We start from the raw sequence: 20,868 nt of genomic DNA, 5'->3' as shown, positions 1-20,868 counted from the left end.
TCGTTTTTTAATTGCCAAAAGCCTACGCCCAATTCCCTGCGCAGGCAACCCCGTCATCCCCTGAACAGCAAAAAGCCCGCCGCGGCTGAACCGGGCGGGCTGTTATAAAAAATGAGTATGTTGTAACTATTTCGCGCTCACTGCCTCACGGATGGTTTCCTGCACGCTGTAGCGGTTGGTTTTGAACGGAATGTCCAGACGTTCGCGCAGCGTATGCGCTCCGGAAGGATGCCAGTAACCGCGCGCAGCCAGCACCGGCAGCACCAGACGGGTGATGTCGTCGAGCGCTTCGGTCAGCACCGGTCCGCTGATGATAAACCCGCTCGCACCGCCCTCTTCCACCCAGCGGATCAGCCTGTCGGCGACCTGTTCCGGCGTACCGAAAAACTCACCGCGCGGCAGCGTAGTCTGATACGCCACTTCGCGCAGCGTCAGGTTTTCTTCTTTCGCCTGTTTCTTGATGCTGTCGGTGGTGGAACGGAATGTGTTCTGGCCTAAATCGCCCAGCTCCGGGAACGGGCCATCCGGCGGATACTGGCTGAAATCGTGATGGTCAAAGAAGCGACCGAGATACGCCAGTGCATCGTCGAGCGACAGCAGCGAAAGCAGATACTGATATTTGGCTTCGGCTTCCGCTTCGGTTTTGCCGACAATCGGGCTGATACCGGGGAAAATCCCCACCGGATGACGGCCATTTTTTGCCACCTGCGCCCGGAGTTTGGCGGAGTATTCCTGCGCCTCTTCCAGCGTGCGGGCATTAGTGAAGACCGCATCGGCAGATTTCCCCGCCAGCGCGATACCCGCATCAGAAGCCCCCGCCTGGAAAATCACCGGCTGCCCCTGCGGCGAACGCTGGATATTCAGCGGACCTTCGACGGAGAAGAACTGCCCCTGATGATTGAGTTTGTGCAGTTTAGCCGCATCGAAAAACACACCGCTTTCGCGGTCACGCACAAACGCGCCGTCTTCCCACGAGTCCCACAAACCCTGCACCACGTTGATGTACTCTTCCGCAATCTGGTAACGCAGCGCGTGCTCAGGGTGATCTTTGCCAAAGTTTTTCGCCGAACCCGCCAGCGGCGACGTCACCACGTTCCAGCCCGCACGTCCCTGACTGATGTTGTCAATCGATGCCAGCTGGCGCGCCACGGTAAACGGATCGCTGTACGACGTCGAAATCGTCCCGGCCAGCCCGATGCTATGGGTAGCCGATGCCAGCGCCGACAGCAGCGCAACCGGTTCGAAACGGTTGAGGAAATGCGGCAGCGATTTTTCGTTGATGTGCAGACCGTCGGCCACAAACAGGAAATCAAAACCGGCGGCTTCGGCGCGCAACGCTAAATCGCGAAAATACGGAAAATTCACGCTGGCATCGGCAGGCGCTTTTTCGTGACGCCACGAATTCATATGCCCGCCTGCTCCGTGCAACATCAGACCGAGCTTGATACTTTTTGAATGGCTCATGAGATCTCCTTACAGCTGGCCAGCCAGCAATTCGATGGACTTCAGACGCACGGCGGCATCTGTCAGTGGGGTATGAATGACAAATTCGTTAACGCACAGGCGGCGCTGAATGTCGCGCAGCTGTTCATGAATGTCGGCGGGTGTGCCGTGCAGCACGCTGATCTGCTGCTGTTCAATGCGGTACTGCGTTGCCCCGGCCTGCCGGACAAACGCTTCGGCCTGCTCGCGGGTGCCGACGGTCACATGTTTGTCGCCGACGGTGACGCGGAAATTATGTTGTTCCGCCACCAGTGCGGCGGCTTCTTCCCGCGTTCCGGCGGCCAGCACCGCAAGACTGACCAGCGCCTGCCCCTGTCCGGCAGAATATTCGTGGTACGCCAGCACCGATTCGGTCATCACGTCTGCGGACGTGTTGATGAAACCGGCGAAAACAAAATTCCAGCCCAGCGACGCCGCCAGACGGGCGCTTTCTTTACTCGCACCCAGCAGGAAACGCTGCGGCGCAACCGGCGGCTGCGGCAAGGCGCGGGCTTCGACACCGGCCAGACTGTCATCGAGATGGGTCAGATAATGTGTCAGTTGTTGTAACTGCGCGGGGAAACCGGGGGCGGATCCCGCAGGCGCATGGCCCCGCAGTGCTTTGGTCGAAAGCGGTAAACCGCCGGGCGCTTTGCCGATGCCGATATCCACACGATCGGGGGCCAGCGCGGAAAGCAGATGGAAATTTTCCGCTACTTTGTACGGGCTGTAATGTTGCAGCATGACGCCGCCCGAGCCGATTCGCAGCGTCGAGGTCTGCGCCAGCAGCCAGGCAATCAGCACTTCCGGCGAGCTGCCTGCCAGCTTTTCTGTATCGTGATGTTCGGAAACCCACAGGCGGTGATAACCGAGTTTTTCCGCCGTTTTCGCAAACGTCAGCGTCGCCTGCAGTGCCTGTTCCGCACGTTGTCCTTCATTAATCGGGCTTTGGTCTAATAAGCTCAGTCGGTAATTCACTCGGTGTGTTCCTTTTATCCGCAGGTTTCAATTCATGAAAAAAAGTCAGTTCATGAGAAAAAGAGTTCCACGAAGTGAGGACAAAGCTAAATAATTAAATTGCGTATCGATAGCCATTATTTTGCTATGCGTAGTAATAACCAAACTGCTTATAAAATATAGCCAGTGAGTCTTTCGCTAAAAAGACTTTCCTGTCTACGATGAAATGACTGCGAACCTATCTTATAAAAGGCTACGAATAATGAGCATTTCACTTGCCAATGACGAGCGCACCCATACGGTGTCCGGCTCATCAGAATTAGAAAAAAAACTCATCGCCCACCGACGTGAATTACACCAAAACCCTGAATTGTCGAATCAGGAATTTGCGACCACGCAAAGAATTACTGACTGGCTGAATGCGGCCGGTGTACGGATTTTGGATCTCGGGTTGAAAACCGGCGTCGTGGCTGAAATCGGCCCGCAGCATGGCCCTGTTGTGGCGCTGCGCGGTGATATTGACGCGCTGCCGATTGAAGAAGCGTCCGGCGTGCCTTTCAGTTCGCAACATCCCGGCGTGATGCACGCCTGTGGCCACGATTTTCACACGTCCGTTATTCTGGGTGCCGCGTATTTACTGAAAGCGCGTGAAGACCAGCTTCCGGGCCGCGTGCGTCTGTTTTTCCAGCCTGCGGAGGAACGTTTTGGCGGCGCATCGCAGCTGATTAAAGCCGGTGCGCTGGAAAATGTGGATGCGATATTTGGCCTGCACAATGCGCCGGAACTGCCGGTCGGCACTTTCTCCACCAAAGGCGGCGCGTTCTATGCCAACGTTGACCGTTTCAGTATCACGATCACCGGCAAAGGTGCGCACGCCGCGCATCCCGAGGAAGGCGTCGACAGTATTGTCACCGCCAGCCACATTGTTTCGGCGCTGCAAACCGTGGTGAGCCGCAACGTCAGCGCGCAGGAAGCCGCCGTCGTCAGCGTCACGCGTATTGAAGGCGGCAACACCTGGAATGTGCTGCCGCAAACCGTCGAACTCGAAGGCACGGTGCGCACGCATAACGACGCTGTCCGCGAACAAATCCCGGAACGTATTCGTCAGGTGATTTCAGGCGTGGCTGCCGCACTGGGCGCGAAAGCCGAACTGCACTGGTTTGGCGGGCCACCGGCGGTGGTGAATACGCCACGCTGGGCGGATTTCAGCCTGGAAGCGGCGGCGGAATTTGGCTATAAAACAGAGGTTGCGACGGCGCAAATGGGCGGCGAAGACTTTGCTTTTTATCTGCATCACGTCCCCGGTGCGTTCGTCAGCATCGGCTCTGCCAGTGCATTTGGTTTGCATCATCCGCAATTTAATCCTGATGAATCCGCGATTTATCCGGCAGCCGCTTATTTCCAGCAACTGGCTGAAAAAGCCCTGCGGGAATTAACCGGGAATTAACCGTCATTAATTCCCTCCATATTGCAATGCCCGGTCATCCGGGCGTTTTGCGTGGTTATTTCAGGCATGCCTTTATTCCCACTTTATCTCTTTCATTATTTAATTTTGTTGTTTTACATCCCTGTAACACTCGGGAATAGTGAAATTGTCGTCTCACTGTCATCACCACATACAATAAGAATCCATGAAGGGTATATACAATAATGATGAAACACAGCGTTAAATTAACCACCATCGCGGCTTTATTAAGTCTTTCAGCACTGGCACAGGCCGCACCGGGTATCGACCTGATTGCGAATGAAAAACCCATTAACGCGCCGAAAAGCCCGGAAGCTGTGGCAAAAATCCCGGCTAACTTTAAATTTGTTGAACCCGGCACGCTGACCGTGGCGCTCGCCGTGCTGGGCAGCGCCCCGCCGTTCGGCCTGTATGCCCGCGATAATAAAACCGTGATCGGCAGCGAAGCGGATATCGCCCGTCTGGTGGCCGACGGTTTGGGCCTGAAACTGAAAGTGGTTCCGGCGTCGTGGGAAGACTGGCCGCTGGGCGTGACCTCCGGGAAATACGACGCCGCCATCTACAACATTACCGTCACCAAAGACCGCAAAACCAAATTCGATTTCGCCACGTATCGCGAAGATACGCTGGGCTTCTACGTGAAATCCGACAGCAAAATCACCTCGATTCAATCCGCGCCGGATATCGCCGGTAAACGCATTATTGTCGGCTCCGGCACCAATCAGGAAGCCGTGTTGCTGGCGTGGGATAAAGAGAATCAGGCCAAAGGCTTACCGGCGCTGAAACCTCAGTACGTCACAGACGACGCCGCCGCAACGCTGGCGATTCAGTCTGGCCGCGCCGATGCGACCTTCGGGCCGAACGTCACCGGTGCCTACAAAGCGCTGTTAACCGGCAAAACCAAACTGGTCGGCACCGTGCCGGGCGGCTGGCCGAAAACTGCAAACATTGCCGTGACGCTGAAAAAAGGCAACGGCTTAGTGGACGCAGTTCAGGCATCGCTTAACAGCGCCATCGCCAACGGCACCTATTTGCAGGTGCTGAACCGTTGGGGCGAAAGCGTTGAAAAAATCGACCACTCCGAAATTAACCCGCCAGGACTGGGCGACTGAGTAATGAGGACTCCATCATGAGTGATGACGTTTTTATCCAGACCGTGCCGGAAGACCCGCTGATTGCGCCGTTCATTCAGGGCTTGTTTGGTGAATATCGCGAGCGCTACGGCGAGTATTTTTCCAGCCAGCCGCCGGAAGATGACAGCGTATTTTCCGCGCCGGACGGCACGTTTATTGTCTTGCTGAGAAACGGAGCGCCCATTGCGATGGGCGCGTACAAACGCTACGACGAGAAAACTGCGGAGCTGAAACGCATCTGGACGCACCGTTCGCTGCGCCGTCAGGGGCTGGCGCAGAAAGTTTTACTCGAGCTGGAACGCCGCGCCGCCGAATACGGGTATCAGGAGGTTTTCCTCACCACCGGTTTTCGCCAGCCGGAAGCGGTCGGGCTGTATTTGTCCCACGGTTATCAGCCGTTGTTTGACACGCGTCTCGACCCGGATGTCTATTCCCGCCCGCCGTACGACGGTCGCCTGCCGTTTACCAAGGCGCTGACCGCTGACGTCCCTGTCACCTGAAATTGCCAGAAGAAAGAGAACACCATGAGCGAAAACGCCCCGACGTCCGTGAATCATCCGCCGCTGAAAGTAGTCCCGGCACGCTATCCGTGGCGGGTGGCTGGCGCGATATTTTCAGTTTTTATCCTGCTGGGCATCGTTGAGTCGATCGCCACCAACGCCCGCTGGGAATGGGGCGTTTTTCGCCAGTGGTTCTTTGACCCGGTCATTCTTTCCGGGCTGGGGAAAACGCTGCTGCTGACCTTACTGGGCACGCTGTTTGGCATCATTTTAGGGACGGCACTGGCCCTCGCCCGACTGTCCAAATCGTATCTGATGAATTCGCTGGCCTGGGGATATATCTGGCTGTTCCGCTCCCTGCCGCTGTTGCTGGTGTTGATCATTCTCTACAACTTTTCGTATCTCTACGACAACCTGTCACTCGGCATTCCGTTTACGTCCATCTCCTTTTTCAGCACGCCAACCGTGAATTTGCTGGATCAGTTTTCGGTCGCGGTTCTGGGGCTTTCGCTGGTGCAGTCGGCGTATACCGCAGAGATTATCCGTGGCGGGATTTTAGGCGTAGAACACGGCCAGCACGAAGCCGCTGCCGCGCTCGGTTTACCGGCCTACCGCCGGACATTCCGCATCATTTTGCCTCAGGCGTTGCGCTCGATTCTGCCGACCGGTTTTAACGAAGTGATCAGCCTGGCAAAAGGCACATCGATTGTTTACGTGCTTTCCATGCCGGAGCTGTTCTACACCGTGCAGGTGATTTACAACCGCACGCAGCAGGTGATCCCGCTGCTGATGGTGGCGACGGTGTGGTATCTGCTGATCACGACCGTGCTGTCGGTGTTGCAATATTACGTCGAGCGTTATTTCTCACGCGGCACCGTGCGCCAGGTTGCGCCCACGCCGTTGCAGCGTCTGCGCCAGTGGCGTGTCGCCCGTTGATCATTCTGGAGAAATCTATGTCTGAAGCCTTTGATTTATTCGTAAAAACGCCGCATGACGCGTCCGTTGAACAGTTGTTTCCGCGACAGCCGCAGGCCGCCACCGTCGGGCGCATCGAGATCAATAACCTGAGCAAATTCTACGGCGCGCACAAAGCACTGGACAACGTCAGCCTGAGTATCGAACCCGGCACGGTGACGGTCATTCTCGGCCCGTCCGGCTCGGGGAAATCCACCCTGCTGCGCACCATCAATCATCTGGAACGCGTCGATGAAGGGTTTATCCAGATCGACGGGGATTACATCGGTTACCGTCGCAAAGGCGACACGCTGTACGAGCTGAAAGAACGTGCGATCCTCAAACAGCGCACTCACGTCGGGTATGTTTTCCAGAATTTCAATTTATTCCCGCACATGACGGTGCTGGACAACATTATCGAAGCGCCCGTCGTTCACGGTCTGCTGAACCGTAAACAGGCCATTGCCCGCGCTTTTGAGCTGCTGGATACCGTCGGTTTACGCGAAAAAGCCCACGCCTGGCCGCGTCATCTTTCCGGCGGCCAGCAGCAGCGCATCGCCATCGCCCGCGCCTTAGCGCTCAACCCGAAAGTGATGTTGTTCGACGAACCCACCTCCGCACTCGACCCCGAGCTGGTGGGCGAAGTGCTGGACGTCATCAAAAAACTGGCCCAATCCGGCGTCACGCTGGTGGTGGTAACGCATGAAATCGGCTTTGCGCGACAGGTCGCCGATCAGGTGGTGTTTATGGTGGACGGCGCGATTGTCGAGAGCGGAAGTGCAACGCAGGTGCTGGACCGGCCGGTGCATAAGCGGACGAAAGCCTTCCTGGAGAAGGTGCTTTAAGATTGGCAAATTTTGGTTTTTCTCACTTGCAGTGAGGGCTTAACTCAGGTCAAGTTCAAGACCTTGGGGTTGCCATCCAAACTGGCTCTAAGGTCAAGTTCAAAACCTTGGGTTGCCACCCAAACTGGCTTCAAGGAGCGCCTGTCGCCGCGCCCCTTGAAAATCCCGGGCTCTTTCACTGCGCGCTATCGCTCGCCGGCTATGTTTCAGCGGCTCTGGTTAGTGCCGCGAAAACTTGCCGCTGTGCGGTTCCTTCCCGTCGGATTACAAACCGCGCGAAAAGATACGCGGTTTTCCACCTCTCCTTTCAGCGTGATTTTTGAAAGCGGCCACTGGCTATGTAATTCGGAAGATTGATGCCGGTGGTTTTTGATTTGCTCCTTCCCCTATCACGAGGGGAAGGCCGGGATGGGGTGTTGGTTTTGGCTACTCATTGGCCTGCTAAACCCCCTCCCAGCCTCCCCCTTCGCAGGGGGAGGAGCAAACCAACAGATTGTTATATATGAAAAAGTCAGTGGCCGCTTTCAGAAAGCTTGCCGAGTGAAGTGTTTCGAGACCTATGGCTCGAAACCGAGCAAGGGAACCGCGCAGCGGCAAGTTTTCGCGGCAATAACTGTAGCTGCTGAAACATAGCCAGCGAGCGATAGCGCGCAGTTAAAAAGACGCGGAGATTCAAAAGAGGGCTCGTCATAGCCCTCTTTTGTCGGTTTCGGCGCAGGGAGTTAATTGATCACAGTTATTGAAAAACCGAAACTTTCTCGGTCGTCTTCCAGCCCTCACGGCGAGTGAAAAACCGAAACTTTCTCGGTCATCTGCCAGCCCTCACGGCGAGTGAAAACCGAAACTTTCTCGATCATCTGCTAGCCCTCACGGCGAGTGAAAAACCGAAACTTTCCCGGTCATATTCATGTCAGGGTGATTGAACGCCCCCCGTTCAGCCTACTTCACACTCGCCATCGGCGGATCCATCGCGACTTTGCCTTTCACGGCTTTATTCTTCACTCTCCGCGACCACATCGCGGTCAGAATCGGCACCAGTATTGAGGTGACAATCACTGACGTGGCGACCAGCGCCGTCGCAGCCGGAGCGACGGGTTTGAACTGTGGCACCATTTCGGCAATCAGCACCGGCGTGGCAACCGCGGCACCCGCGGAACTGGAGGCGGCAATGCCTGCGGTTCCGTCGCCGCCGCCGATGAATTTATCGGCCAGAATCAGCGGAATACCGGTCAGGATAATGACTGACACACCCAGCAATACACCTAACAAACCGGTTTGTGCGATGACAGTCAGGTTGATGGTGTTACCCAACGCAAATGCGAAGAACGGGATCAGCGTCTGAACGGCTTTGCTGAAGAATTCGCGTAATTCCGGGTCGAGATTCCCCAGACCAAATCCAATCAGGAAGGGCAGGACGGCACCGACGAAAACGTGCGGTTCAAACGAGGCAATGCCCGCCGTCCCGAGGATGATCATGGTCATCAGCGGGCCGGATTCCAGAGACATCAGCACAAATGCGCCCGCCTCTTCTTTCGTACCGTATTGCTGCATAACTGAGGCGTACAACCCGCCGTTGGTCATGTCCATGGACGCGACCAGCGCGAGCACGGAAAGCCCGGCGAAGAAGCCAAACTCGACGCCGTTTTCCGGCATAAAGCGCGAAGCTACCGCCGCAACAATCCAGGCGACGGCAATTTTTGTCACCACCAGCGTGCCGGATTTACGCAGAACCGTCCCGGTGGCGCTCAGTTTTATCGACGCCCCCATGCAGAAGAACCAGACGGCAAGAATCGGCACGGTGCCGGTGATCAGACCGTTGGTGAAGGAGCCAAAATATTTACCGGAATCAGGCGCAAAGGTATGGCAAAGCGCACCAATGAAGAGAGGCACTAACATCATCCCGCCTGGGATTTTTTCTATTGCTCGTTTAATGTGCATAATTTTTCACCTGATTTAAAAGTAACGGACATTCAGAATGTCGCTACGTTATCCATTTCTCAGGGTGATAAAAGTGATGCGACTCATAAATTGAAACGTTGTTTCTATTTTTTAGATCTGTAGTTTTAATAAAAATTCTCGTCAATATTTAATTTCGGTGCGAAATCACAAATTCGGATTTTTCTACGGCACAAAAACAAAAAAAACCGCAGCAGTTGCCTGTGCGGGTTTCTGAAATGCCGGGAATTTTTAGCTTATGGACGTCGTGCCGAACGCCTGCTGCCAGTCGGCATCAAACTTTTGCACCGCCGCCTGAACCGCAGGCGTGCCGAGAAGCTGCTCGGCGACATCCACTGGTAACGTAATGGACTGACAGCCCGCCAGCAGGCAATCCACCGCCTGACGCGGCGTTCTGAAACTGGCCGCCAGCACTTTTGAGTGCGGCGCGTGCAGGCTCAGCAGCGTCTGTAATTCTCTGACCATCGCAATGCCGTCGCCGCCCTGCGCGTCCAGACGGTTCACGTAAGGCGCAACGTATTCGGCTCCCGCCAGCGCGGATAAAAGCCCCTGACCTGCACCGTAAACGGCCGTGCCGAGCGTCGGGATATTCATCACTCTCAGCGCTTTAATTGCCGCCAGACCTTCCGCCGTCACGGGGATTTTCACCACTAAACCGGGCACGCGCTGCGACAGTTGCAGGGCTTCGGCGATCATCTGTTCTGCATCCGCCGCCATCACCTGGGCAAACAACTTGCCGGTTCCACCGAGCGCGTCTCGCAGCGCAGGCAACACTTCCCAAAGGGATTTCCCCTCTTTCGCCACAATGCTCGGGTTCGTGGTGACCCCCTGCAACGGCAGAATGCGTGAAAGACGTTTCACCGCAACGACATCGGCAGTATCGAGATACAACTCCATAACCTTCTCCTTAAAACCTGTGAGCGAATGCAAAGTATCGGAGAGTGTACCCCCGCAAGCGGCAGATTTATTGATCATCATCAAAATGACTTTCGAATGAAAGTATTTTAATTGCGAAAGAAAATATTTAAGGAAGCATCGCGATGATTTTTAATGTGCAACGTTATTCCACCCACGACGGGCCGGGGATCCGCACGGTGGTTTTTCTCAAGGGCTGCTCACTGCGTTGTACCTGGTGCCAGAACCCGGAAAGCCGTTCAGAGAAACCCGACGTGCTGTTTGATACGCGTCTGTGTACCGCCGGTTGTCAGCACTGCGCGCAGGCGTTTCCCCACGCGGTGTCCGCAGAAAATGGCGAAATTCGCCTGCGTCGCGAGGCGTTCTCTGCGCAGGATTTATGTCAGATGGAACAGGTTTGCCCTTCCGGTGCGCTGAGCGTTTGCGGCGAAGAGGCCGGTATGGAAAGCCTGATGCAGCAGATTTTGCGCGATAAGCCGTTTTATCAGCGCACGGGCGGCGGCGTTACGCTTTCCGGCGGCGAGCCTTTTATGCAACCGCAGACGGCGCTGAATTTGCTGCAACGCTGTCACCACGAGGGTTTGCACACGGCGGTAGAAAGCTGTCTGCACGTTCCCTGGAAATATATCGAGCCTTCTCTCGGCGCGCTGGATTTGCTGCTGGCGGATTTAAAGCACGTCGCTGATGCGCCGTTCCGACGGCTGACCGGTGGCTCGGCAAAACGGGTGATGGACAATTTCAGACGTCTGGCCGCTGCCGGTCAGAAGCTGATTGTCCGTGTCCCGCTGATCCCCGATTTCAACGCCGACCGTGCGTCCATCCGCCAGATTGTGGATTTTGCCGCAGCGGAAACCGGCTGCGAAGCCATCCACTTTTTGCCTTATCACACGCTGGGCATCAATAAATACCTCCTGCTCGGCGAACCCTATCTGGCCCCGCGCCAGCCATTAAATGACCCGGATCTGCTGACGTTTGCCGAAGAGTACGCCGCCGGAAAAGGTCTTTGTGCCCAGTTAAGAGGATAAAAATAATGACGACATTGAATCTGAATACCCTCTCCGCCCGCATCCGCGCGCATAAAAACGCGCTAATCCACATCGGGAAACCGCCGGTATGTACCGAACGCGCACAGCATTACACGCAGGTTTATCAGCAACATGCGGATAAACCGCTGGCCGTCCGCCGCGCGCTGGCGCTGGCTGAACATCTCAGACAGCGGACGGTCTGGATCAAACATGACGAGCTGATCGTCGGGAATCAGGCCAGTGAAGTGCGTGCCGCGCCGATTTTCCCGGAATACACCGTCGGCTGGATTGAAAACGAAATCGATGCGCTGGCCGACCGGCCGGGTGCCGGTTTCGCGGTGAGTGATAAGAATAAGAATGTCCTGCACGAAATTTGCCCGTGGTGGCGCGGACAGACGGTGCAGGATCGCTGCTACGGCATGTTTACCGATGAGCAGATAGCACTGCTCGACAGCGGCATCGTAAAAGCCGAAGGCAATATGACGTCCGGCGATGCCCATCTGGCGGTGAATTTCCCGCTACTGCTCGAACTGGGGCTGGACGGGCTGCGCCATAAAGTCGATGAACGCCGCAGCCGCATTAATCTGACCGACTGGGAAGATTTGCATAAAGAGCAACTGCTGAAAGCGATTGATATCACGCTGGCCGCCGTCAGCGATCATATCGTTCGCTTTGGCGATCTGGCGCAGGAAATGGCCGCCGCTGAGCCGCGCGAGAACCGCCGCGATGAGCTGCTGGCGATTGCCGCAAACTGTCACGTGATTGCCCGTCAGCCCCCGGACAGCTTCTGGCAGGCGTTGCAGCTGTGCTATTTCATCCAGCTGATTTTGCAGATCGAATCCAACGGCCATTCCGTTTCGTTTGGCCGCATGGATCAGTATCTGTATCCGTTCTACCGCCGTGACGTCGAACTTGAGCAAACGCTGGAGCGCGACCACGCCATTGAGTTGCTGCAAAGCTGCTGGCTGAAACTGCTGGAAGTGAACAAAATCCGCTCCGGTACGCATTCCAAAGCGTCGGCGGGCAGCCCGTTGTATCAGAATGTCACCATCGGCGGCCAGAAACTGCATCACGGCGTGGCGTCCGATGCCGTTAATCCGCTCTCCTACGCTATTCTGGAATCGTGCGGTCAGCTGCGCTCCACGCAGCCCAACCTCAGCGTGCGTTATCACGCGGGCATGAGCAGTGATTTTCTCGATGCCTGCGTGCAGGTGATCCGCTGCGGTTTCGGGATGCCCGCGTTTAACAACGATGAAATTGTCATCCCTGAATTCATCAAGCTCGGCGTGGAGAAAGAAGATGCCTACGATTACGCCGCCATCGGCTGCATCGAAACCGCCGTCGGCGGGAAATGGGGCTACCGCTGCACCGGCATGAGTTTCATCAACTTTGCCCGCGTCATGCTCGCCGCGCTGGAACAGGGACAAGACGCCAAAAGCCAGTCGCAATTTCTGCCGCAGGAACGCGGGCTGTCTAAAGGCAACTTTGAAAACTTTGAGCAGGTTTTCGCGCAGTGGGATGAACAGATCCGCTATTACACGCGTAAATCGATTGAAATCGAATGCGTCGTCGATACCGTTCTGGAAGAAAACGCGCAGGATATTTTGTGTTCGGCGCTGGTCGATGACTGCATCGAGCGCGGCAAAACCATCAAACAAGGCGGCGCGAAATATGACTGGGTTTCCGGCTTGCAGGTCGGAATTGCCAATCTCGGCAACAGCCTGGCGGCGGTCAAAAAGCTGGTCTTCGAACAGGGCTCTGTCGGGCAGCAGGAACTGGCGGATGCGCTGGCGTCCGACTACGACGGACTGGACGGCGAGCGTTTACGTCAGCGGCTGATCAACGGCGCGGATAAGTACGGCAACGACCATGACGGCGTGGATACTCTTCTGGTACGTGCCTACGAGTGCTACATCGACGAGCTGTCGAATTATCACAACACGCGTTTCGGACGCGGCCCGGTTGGCGGCACGTATTACGCCGGGACGTCGTCGATTTCCGCTAACGTGCCGTTTGGCGCGGCGACCACGGCGACACCGGACGGACGTAAAGCGTTCACGCCGCTGGCCGAAGGCGCGAGCCCGGCGTCCGGAACGGATCATCTGGGGCCAACGGCGGTGTTTAACTCGCTGGGGAAATTACCGACCGGGGCGATTCTGGGCGGCGTACTGCTGAATCAGAAACTCAATCCGGCATCGCTTGAAAATGAAGCCGACCGCCAGACGCTGATGCTGATGTTACGGACGTTCTTTGAGGATCATAAAGGCTGGCACGTGCAGTACAATATTGTGTCCCGCGAGACGTTGCTGAAAGCGCGTGAGGAACCGCAAAACTACCGGGATCTGGTGGTGCGCGTGGCCGGTTATTCGGCGTTCTTCACCGCTTTATCGCCGGAAGCGCAAGATGATATTATCGCGCGAACGGAACATACGTTGTAATCTTCGAAACAGAATTCACTTCAGCTGACGGGCAGCCTGCGCTGCCCGTATTTTTGGGCATTTATGAACGACAGACAGCAAATTATTTTGCAATGGGTAAACGATAAACAGCGGATCAGCGTGAGCGAGCTTTCACAGATTTGTCAGGTTTCAGAAGTGACGATCCGTCACGATCTCAATCAGCTGGAGCAGCGCCATTACCTGCGCCGCGCCCACGGATTTGCGGTTGCGATCCAGACGGATGACGTCGATACCCGAATGATGTCGAACTTCGCACAGAAGCAAAAACTGGCCAAATTCGCGGCGTCGTTAATCCACGATGGCGAAACGGTATTCTTCGAAAGCGGCAGCAGTATCGCCCTGCTGGCGCAATATCTGGCGGACAAAAAGAATCTTACGGTGATTACCGTCAGCAGTTATGTGGCGTCGTTACTGAAAAGTATGCCGTGTGACGTGGTGCTGCTCGGCGGGATGTATCAGAAGACCAGCCAGACGGTGGTCGGCCCGCTGACCAGGTTGTGTCTGCAGCAAATGAATTTCAGCAAAGCCTTTATCGGGATTGACGGATTTACTGACACCACCGGTTTTACCGGCCGTGATATGTTGCGCGCCGACGTGGTGAATACGGTTGTGGCGAAAGGGGCGGAAAATATCGTGCTGACGGATTCTTCGAAATTCGGCCAGATCAATCTCAATCCACTCGGTCCGGTCGGCGCTTTCAGCCATGTCATTACTGACGAAGCACTGCCGGAAACGTTCCGGCAGCAACTGACGAATTCAGGCATTAAAGTCAGTCTGGTAGGCTGAATTACTGGCCGTAATAGGCATTCTTGCCGTGCTTGCGCAGATAATGTTTATCCAGAAGTTGCGGCTGCATATCAGGCAACTTCGGCGTGAGCTGGCGGGAGAAAATGCCCATGTAGGCGATTTCTTCCAGCACCACCGCGTTGTGTACGGCGTTATCGGCATCTTTCCCCCAGGTGAAAGGCCCGTGTGAATGCACCAGCACCGCCGGGATATCCGCCGGATCGAGATTGCGTTCCGCGAACGTTTTGACGATCACTTCACCGGTTTCCCACTCGTAGCGCCCGGCGATTTCCGCTTCGGTCATTAGCCGTGTACAGGGAATGTTGCCGTAGAAATAATCCGCATGCGTAGTGCCCCAGGCCGGGATATCAATGCCCGCCTGCGCCCAGATAGTGGCGTGGCGCGAGTGCGTATGCACAATGCCGCCCGCCTGCGGGAAGTTGAGGTAAAGCACGCGGTGGGTGTCGGTATCCGAAGAGGGCTTTTTGCTGCCTTCCACAATTTTTCCGGTTTCCAGCTCCACCACCACCATGTCACCGACGCCCATATGATCGTATTCCACGCCCGACGGTTTGATGACGATCAGCCCCTGCTGGCGATCCACGGCGCTGACATTTCCCCAGGTAAAGGTCACCAGATTATGGCGTGGCAGTGCCAGGTTGGCCTCGAGCACCTGCTCTTTCAGTTGTTTAAGCATCTTGGTTTCCTCATCTGTCGGGGCTTTATTGTCTGGTTGGCGGGCAGGTGCCGGTATGGGGCAAATCGCTAAAGAGTGCGTAAGGATCTGCTGCAAATGCGAAAGTGCCCGTTTATGCCACATTCATGGAGAGGGGATGCGCTGCTTTAGTTAATTGTGTGGTGAGAGTGCGGCCCGTTGGTGAATTAAGATTATTCACCTAGTGAATGAATACTAATTTCACTATTTTAAATTAACGGTTGCAAAAATGCGTCCGGATGAGTCGAATTATGAATAAAGGTTCGGAACAGCTCAGAAACTCATAAGTGCGTGAGGGATCACAAGGTGAAATACAGTGAGAACGCTGCATGTTACCTATACTTACTGATGATGCTGAACGTTAATCCTTTGAGGAAGATAACTATGATGCTCGTAAATAAACGCGTTGCCAGTATTGCACTGGTTCTGACTCTTGCGATGTCTGTTACCGCGTGTGGTAACTGGTCTAAACGTGACCGTAACACGGCGATTGGTGCCGGTGCCGGTGCACTTGGTGGTGCGATTCTGACTGACGGAAGTACATTAGGTACGTTAGGCGGCGCAGCAGTGGGTGGTATTGTGGGTCATCAGGTCAGCAAATAAGAACAGAAAAAAAACAGTCAGACGCTGCGCTTATCACAGGCGCAGCATCTTGTTTCATCAGCCGCCCGCCAGTTTGACTTTCATGCCTTTCGCTTCAAGCAGTTGTTTCAGCAAATCACGCTTATCACCCTGAATTTCGATGACGCCATCTTTAACTGCGCCACCGCAACCGCATTTTTTCTTCAGTTCGGCCGCCAGTTTTTCCAGCGCGGCATCATCAATATCGACGCCGGTGATTAAACAAACGCCCTTCCCTTTACGGCCGCTGGTCTGACGTGCGATACGAACAATGCCGTCACCTTTCGCGCGCGCCACAACGGCTTTCGGCTCGTCGATTCTGCCGGTGTCGGTGGAATAGACTAACCGGCTGTTATTGTCATTACTCATAAATTCTCCTGCTTATCGCAGTGATGCACGGATATCACGCAGCGTCTGCGCCGGGTCGGCGGACTGCGTAATCGGACGGCCAATCACCATGTAATCCACACCTGCCGCCAGCGCTTCCTGCGGGGTCATCACGCGGCGCTGATCGTCAGCTTTGCTGCCCGCCGGGCGAATTCCCGGCGTGACCAGTTTGAATTCCTGGCCCAACGCGGCTTTAAAGCGCGTGGCTTCCTGCGCGGAGCACACAACGCCGTCCAGCCCGCAGTCACGGGTCAGGCGCGCCAGACGTTCGGCGTAATCCGCCGGAGACAAGGTGATGCCCAAATCAGCAAGATCGCTGCCTTCCATGCTGGTCAGCACGGTGACGGCAATCAGCAACGGCGCGTCTTTGCCAAACGGCTGCAACGCTTCTTTCGCTGCGGTCATCATGCGCGCACCGCCGCTGGCGTGTACGTTAACCATCCACACGCCCAGCTCCGCCGCAGCGGCAACCGCGTGTGCCGTGGTATTCGGAATGTCGTGAAACTTCAAATCCAGAAAGACGTCAAAACCGCGACTCTGCAAATCTTTCACCATCTGCGGGCCGAAATGCGTGAACATCTCTTTACCAATTTTCAGGCGGCAATCGCGGGGATCGATTTTGTCTGCAAAAGCCAGCGCGGCAGATTTATCAGCGTAGTCGAGGGCGACAACAATAGGTGATGAATTCAAGTCGTTGTTGTTAATGTTATTTTCTGACGTCATGTCTTCAGCCTCTGGTGTATTTTCATTTCAGGAAGGGAAAGCCTGTTTTCTGCCGCCCGCATTTTACATGGCAAAAGGCTGAATTCACAGCTACACATAATGTGACAGTTTTATTAAATTTTTGTGATGCACTAGACGCCGACACAACGCTGGCATAGCTTGTAACTTTACTCTAAGGAAAGGCTGAAAAATGAGTGAGATAACAACCCTGACCGTCAAAATTCCGGTTGAATTAAAAGAACTGATCAAGAACGCCGCCGCTGAGGCAGAGCATTCTTTAAGTGCGGAAGTGGCTGCACGTCTGGAAGAGAGCTTTAATCCGGCGGCGCATAAGGGGAAAAAGGCGGCGAAAGCCACCGAGCATGAGATTGATAATCAGCATCTTGAAGAAGATTCTGAACCGGCGCTGACCGCAAAAGAAATCAAGAAACTGCGTACGTTACTTAACGCCCGCAAAGCCACCGGTAAGAAGAAGTAATCCCCTCTCATTTCCCTGAATAATTCGCGTTGCAGCAAGGTGATAAAGGCACCTGCAACGCGAAGTATGACGGGAAAAATTACTGACCGTCGAGACCTCGTATAGGCTTGATGGTCGCCCAGCCGCGGCATGACGGGCAATGCCAGTACAGCGAATGCGCGGTAAATCCGCATTTGTGGCAGCGGTAACGCGGTTTCGTGCGGATCTGCTCGCCCACCATGTCCCGAAGTAAAACCAGACTTTCTTTCGCCCTGCCTTCTTCCGCATCGGCCAGATGGTAATCCATCAGGTGATGGAACACGCGCATGGTCGGATGGCGTTGCAGCTGGCGGTTAATGTAGTTCTGCGCCGTTTCACGCCCTTCTTCCTGCTGGATGATTTCCGCCAGCATCAGTTCGGCTGTCGCACCGGTGTTTTCATCGACACAGCGTTTGAGGAATTCAGCCCAGCCCAGCGTATCTTTAAGGTTCTGGTAGCATTCCTGCATCATCGGCAGCGCTTCGCTGACCAGCTCTTTATCCTGCTCGAGAACGCGTTGCAGTGAATCGACCGCTTTACGGTATTCGCCCTGCGCCAGGAAAATACGGCCCTGCATGATAGACACACGGGCACAGAGTTTATCCGCCGATGCTGCCTTTTTCAGCAGGCCAGTGGCTTTATCAAAATCGTCAGCAACGATCGCCAGCAGCGCCAGTTCGCACCAGAAATGCGCGATTTCTTTGCGGCGGTTTTCTTTGCCCAGTTTGACCAGTCGCTCGGCGACATCGATAGCATTCTGCCAGTCGCTGGTCGCCTGATGGATGATCAACAACTGTTCCAGCGCAAAGAGCTGGTAATCCTGCTCTTTCACGAGCTGATTGAACATGTCTTCCGCGCGGTCATAAAAACCGGCGGCCATGTAATCGCGCCCCAGTTGCTGCACGGCGAGCAAACGCTGTTCAAAGGTCAGCGAGGCACTTTCCATCAGCGACTGGTGGATACGAATAGCACGATCGACTTCGCCACGGGAGCGGAACAGGTTCCCCAGCGTCAGGTGCGCTTCGACCGTACTGCTGTCCTCTTTCAACATCTCAAGGAACAGGTCGACCGCTTTATCCTGCTGGTTGGAAAGCAGGAAGTTAACCCCTGCTACGTATTCACGCGACAGGCGGTTAGCATTTTCCTGTTTGTCCTGCTGAGAACTTCTGCGCCCCATGTACCAGCCATAGGCGGCCGCAACGGGCAACAACAGAAACAGCAGTTCTAACATAGAGGGTTATTCCTTGCTGACATCATAAGATGCTGCTGGCGGCGTAACGGCAGCCGCGGGTTCAATTTGTTGTTCAAGGCGTTTGATTTTCCGCTGGGCACGCCCGAGAGATAAACGGACACGCAGGTAGAACAAACCGCAGATGACCCAGCCCAGGATAAAACCGGTGGCAAAGAGCACGGCAAGCAGTGTGGAAACACGATAGTCACCCTGTGCCAGCAAATAATTGAAGGTCACAGTCTGATCGTTATGGGCACCCAGAGTGATAGAAATCACCACGATGACCAGCAAAAATAAAAAATCAGCAGATATTTCACATTCATTCCTGTAATGCCGGATGTACCGGATGAATTATGCCAAAAACTCTCGTCCCGACCTAATAAGTTAGCATTTCCAAACAAAGCTGGGAAACATTGCGGAGGCTTTACGTGCAGGTTGTTGGATCTTCGTGCAGCTTTTGCGGCGTGTCGCCAATATCGCTGCAATTTACGCTATGGAAGAGATATGGGGGCGGAAAGCGATGAATTAAAGGGGTTTTGTCAAACCCCTTTGAAATGACCGGTGTTTATTCCCCGTCGCGTTGGGCGATTTCCTGATTTTCCGCCTGTGGGGGTGTCAGCGGCCCGATAAAGCGTTCGGTCAGCCAGCAGGCCAGCGTGACCAGGATCCAGCTGATACCGACAGACGCCATCAGGTCACGCGGCCAGTGCATGCCCAGCATCAGACGGCTGCCCATCACGGCAACAGCCCACACCATCAGGAAGGTGACCGTTTTGTAGTGTTTACGACGCCATAACAGCCCGATGCCTAACAGCGCCCAGGTCGCGGCGAACATAGTATGGCCGGAAGGAAACGCGTAGCCGGTGTCGTTTTGCCAGCTTTTGTTCAACCAGTGCGGGATCTGCACGTTATCGCCGAGAATGTCTTTCACCTGCTGGCTGCGCGCCTTACGTTTCAGACCGTAAAATTCCTCAACGTTCATCTGATGGTCAGTACCCAGCCATGCCACGTAAGGCCGGGGTTCGCGAACTTCACTTTTGATGTAAGTCTTTGCAGACTGGCCGATCAGGAGCGCCACAGAAATCATCAGTACCAGCCCAATCGCCGATTTAAGTCGAAAACGCAGGCACCATAAGAACCATCCGCACAGGATCACCGTGGTTAAAATCCCCCAGGGCTGACTGACCGTTTCGGTGACCCAATACAGCGGGAGTAAAATCGATGGATTACCGCCCGGCGTCCATAACCAGCCACTGAGCCATACCGCTGCGGGCATCAGTAACAAAAGAATAGCCCCGAATGCGGTGCGTCTGGCGATATCAAACATAGTCGTCCCTTCCGTCATTGATAAAAGAGTTGGAGTGTAGCAACGTTGTTACCGCTTCACATTCCTAAAGCGGGAATTGTTGAAGAAGCGGTTATAATTCATAAGTTATGAACTAATCGTTCAAATATTCGCGCTAAAAAGTAAACCAAACTGTGGCAAAATAGTGCCCTGTCGTGATGGAAAGGCACCGATTCCCTATCCAGAGGCCGCATCTGAACGTAGGATGCGCATCAACAAGTAAAATACTCACTGTAAATCAAGACACTTTGTGGTTTTTTTGGAGCGTAAAATGCAGCTGAAACGGGTGGCAGAAGCCAATCTGCCAACACCTTGGGGCGATTTCCTGATGGTGGGTTTTGAAGAATTGGCCACCGGGCACGACCACCTGGCGTTAGTTTTTGGCGACATCAGCGGTGAAACACCGGTTCTCGCGCGTGTTCACTCAGAATGTCTGACCGGCGATGCCTTATTCAGCCTGCGCTGTGACTGCGGTTTTCAGCTTGAAGCTGCACTCAGTCACATCGCCGAAGAAGGCCGTGGCATTCTGATGTATCACCGCCAGGAAGGCCGTAACATCGGTTTGCTCAACAAAATCCGCGCTTACGCTTTGCAGGACAAAGGCTACGACACCGTCGAAGCCAACCATCAGCTCGGTTTTGCGGCTGATGAACGCGACTTCACCCTGTGCGCGGATATGTTTAAGTTACTGGGCGTGGATTCTGTCCGCCTGCTGACCAACAACCCGAAAAAAGTCGAAATCCTGACCGAAGCTGGCATCAACATCACCGAGCGCGTACCGCTGATCGTGGGTCGTAATCCGGAAAATGAACGTTACCTGTCGACCAAAGCCGCCAAAATGGGCCACCTGCTCGATAAGTAATTTTTTCAGGG

Annotated in this window: 20 protein-coding genes and 1 pseudogene; 11 read left to right on the top strand and 10 right to left on the bottom strand. The window is 54.9% G+C overall.

Annotated features, from left to right (window positions below; all coding sequences use genetic code 11):
- Positions 1-126 precede the first annotated feature (126 nt).
- Positions 127-1,464 (bottom strand): LLM class flavin-dependent oxidoreductase, encoded by a 1,338-nt coding sequence (locus BV494_RS03955; protein ID WP_104921677.1) that lies wholly within the window; start codon positions 1,462-1,464, stop codon positions 127-129.
- A gap of 9 nt (positions 1,465-1,473) precedes the next feature.
- Positions 1,474-2,460 (bottom strand): MsnO8 family LLM class oxidoreductase, encoded by a 987-nt coding sequence (locus tag BV494_RS03950; protein WP_104921676.1) that lies wholly within the window; start codon positions 2,458-2,460, stop codon positions 1,474-1,476.
- Positions 2,461-2,701: 241 nt separating this feature from the next.
- On the opposite strand from BV494_RS03950, the gene BV494_RS03945 reads away from it, so the two are divergent.
- The 5 genes from BV494_RS03945 (at position 2,702) to BV494_RS03925 (ending at position 7,336) form a co-directional block, all read left to right on the top strand.
- Positions 2,702-3,886: a M20 peptidase aminoacylase family protein gene (locus tag BV494_RS03945; RefSeq protein ID WP_104921675.1), complete on the top strand. Its 1,185-nt coding sequence runs from the start codon at positions 2,702-2,704 to the stop codon at positions 3,884-3,886.
- A gap of 206 nt (positions 3,887-4,092) precedes the next feature.
- Entirely contained in the window at positions 4,093-5,016 is a 924-nt protein-coding gene (locus BV494_RS03940) for an ABC transporter substrate-binding protein (protein ID WP_192938137.1), read from the top strand.
- Positions 5,017-5,033: 17 nt separating this feature from the next.
- Positions 5,034-5,537 (top strand): GNAT family N-acetyltransferase, encoded by a 504-nt coding sequence (locus BV494_RS03935; RefSeq protein WP_104921673.1) that lies wholly within the window; start codon positions 5,034-5,036, stop codon positions 5,535-5,537.
- Between the two features lie 24 nt (positions 5,538-5,561).
- Positions 5,562-6,473: an amino acid ABC transporter permease gene (locus BV494_RS03930; protein ID WP_104921672.1), complete on the top strand. Its 912-nt coding sequence runs from the start codon at positions 5,562-5,564 to the stop codon at positions 6,471-6,473.
- A 17-nt stretch (positions 6,474-6,490) separates the two neighbouring features.
- Positions 6,491-7,336 (top strand): amino acid ABC transporter ATP-binding protein, encoded by an 846-nt coding sequence (locus tag BV494_RS03925; protein WP_226790017.1) that lies wholly within the window; start codon positions 6,491-6,493, stop codon positions 7,334-7,336.
- A 939-nt stretch (positions 7,337-8,275) separates the two neighbouring features.
- Here BV494_RS03925 and kdgT read toward each other — a convergent pair.
- Together kdgT and fsa are read right to left on the bottom strand one after the other, a co-directional pair.
- On the bottom strand, positions 8,276-9,274 hold the full coding sequence (gene kdgT / locus BV494_RS03915) for a 2-keto-3-deoxygluconate transporter (RefSeq protein ID WP_104921670.1): 999 nt from the start codon (positions 9,272-9,274) through the stop codon (positions 8,276-8,278).
- A 249-nt stretch (positions 9,275-9,523) separates the two neighbouring features.
- Positions 9,524-10,189, bottom strand: coding sequence for a fructose-6-phosphate aldolase (fsa, locus tag BV494_RS03910; protein ID WP_104921669.1), 666 nt, complete (start codon positions 10,187-10,189; stop codon positions 9,524-9,526).
- Between the two features lie 143 nt (positions 10,190-10,332).
- Between fsa and BV494_RS03905 the strand changes: the two genes are divergently transcribed.
- From BV494_RS03905 to BV494_RS03895, 3 genes are all read left to right on the top strand, one after another.
- On the top strand, positions 10,333-11,232 hold the full coding sequence (locus tag BV494_RS03905) for a glycyl-radical enzyme activating protein (RefSeq protein ID WP_104921668.1): 900 nt from the start codon (positions 10,333-10,335) through the stop codon (positions 11,230-11,232).
- Positions 11,233-11,237: 5 nt separating this feature from the next.
- Positions 11,238-13,670 carry a formate C-acetyltransferase/glycerol dehydratase family glycyl radical enzyme gene (locus tag BV494_RS03900; protein WP_104921667.1) on the top strand — a complete coding sequence of 811 codons (2,433 nt, stop codon included), beginning with the start codon at positions 11,238-11,240 and terminating at the stop codon, positions 13,668-13,670.
- A 63-nt stretch (positions 13,671-13,733) separates the two neighbouring features.
- Entirely contained in the window at positions 13,734-14,477 is a 744-nt protein-coding gene (locus BV494_RS03895) for a DeoR/GlpR family DNA-binding transcription regulator (RefSeq protein WP_104921666.1), read from the top strand.
- 1 nt (position 14,478) lies between these two features.
- Here the strand turns inward: BV494_RS03895 and araD are convergent, their stop codons facing one another.
- Positions 14,479-15,174: an L-ribulose-5-phosphate 4-epimerase gene (araD, locus tag BV494_RS03890; protein WP_104921665.1), complete on the bottom strand. Its 696-nt coding sequence runs from the start codon at positions 15,172-15,174 to the stop codon at positions 14,479-14,481.
- A gap of 402 nt (positions 15,175-15,576) precedes the next feature.
- Here araD and osmB point away from each other — a divergent pair, with 402 nt between their 5' ends.
- Complete coding sequence (osmB, locus tag BV494_RS03885; RefSeq protein WP_104921664.1) at positions 15,577-15,795, top strand: osmotically-inducible lipoprotein OsmB; 219 nt, start codon at positions 15,577-15,579, stop codon at positions 15,793-15,795.
- 57 nt (positions 15,796-15,852) lie between these two features.
- On the opposite strand, the gene yciH is transcribed toward osmB, so the two are convergent.
- Together yciH and pyrF are read right to left on the bottom strand one after the other, a co-directional pair.
- The gene (gene yciH / locus BV494_RS03880) at positions 15,853-16,182 is read right to left on the bottom strand and encodes a stress response translation initiation inhibitor YciH (protein WP_104921663.1); all 330 of its coding nucleotides are present in this window, start codon (positions 16,180-16,182) and stop codon (positions 15,853-15,855) included.
- A 12-nt stretch (positions 16,183-16,194) separates the two neighbouring features.
- Complete coding sequence (gene pyrF / locus BV494_RS03875) at positions 16,195-16,923, bottom strand: orotidine-5'-phosphate decarboxylase (protein WP_104921662.1); 729 nt, start codon at positions 16,921-16,923, stop codon at positions 16,195-16,197.
- 190 nt (positions 16,924-17,113) lie between these two features.
- Here pyrF and BV494_RS03870 point away from each other — a divergent pair, with 190 nt between their 5' ends.
- Positions 17,114-17,401, top strand: coding sequence for an Arc family DNA-binding protein (locus tag BV494_RS03870; protein ID WP_104921661.1), 288 nt, complete (start codon positions 17,114-17,116; stop codon positions 17,399-17,401).
- Positions 17,402-17,480: 79 nt separating this feature from the next.
- Here BV494_RS03870 and lapB read toward each other — a convergent pair whose 3' ends face one another.
- From lapB to pgpB, 3 genes and pseudogenes are all read right to left on the bottom strand, one after another.
- Positions 17,481-18,650 carry a lipopolysaccharide assembly protein LapB gene (gene lapB / locus BV494_RS03865; protein WP_104921660.1) on the bottom strand — a complete coding sequence of 390 codons (1,170 nt, stop codon included), beginning with the start codon at positions 18,648-18,650 and terminating at the stop codon, positions 17,481-17,483.
- A 6-nt stretch (positions 18,651-18,656) separates the two neighbouring features.
- A pseudogene (locus tag BV494_RS03860) lies at positions 18,657-18,967 on the bottom strand (LapA family protein).
- A gap of 248 nt (positions 18,968-19,215) precedes the next feature.
- On the bottom strand, positions 19,216-19,977 hold the full coding sequence (gene pgpB / locus BV494_RS03855) for a phosphatidylglycerophosphatase B (RefSeq protein WP_104921658.1): 762 nt from the start codon (positions 19,975-19,977) through the stop codon (positions 19,216-19,218).
- 289 nt (positions 19,978-20,266) lie between these two features.
- On the opposite strand from pgpB, the gene ribA reads away from it, so the two are divergent.
- Positions 20,267-20,857 (top strand): GTP cyclohydrolase II, encoded by a 591-nt coding sequence (ribA, locus tag BV494_RS03850; protein ID WP_104921657.1) that lies wholly within the window; start codon positions 20,267-20,269, stop codon positions 20,855-20,857.
- The last annotated feature ends 11 nt before the right edge of the window (positions 20,858-20,868 follow it).

The sequence above is a fragment of the Rahnella sikkimica genome (assembly GCF_002951615.1).
GTDB classification, from domain to species: Bacteria; Pseudomonadota; Gammaproteobacteria; order Enterobacterales; family Enterobacteriaceae; genus Rahnella; species Rahnella sikkimica.
This window is presented reverse-complemented; position numbering and strand designations above follow the sequence as displayed.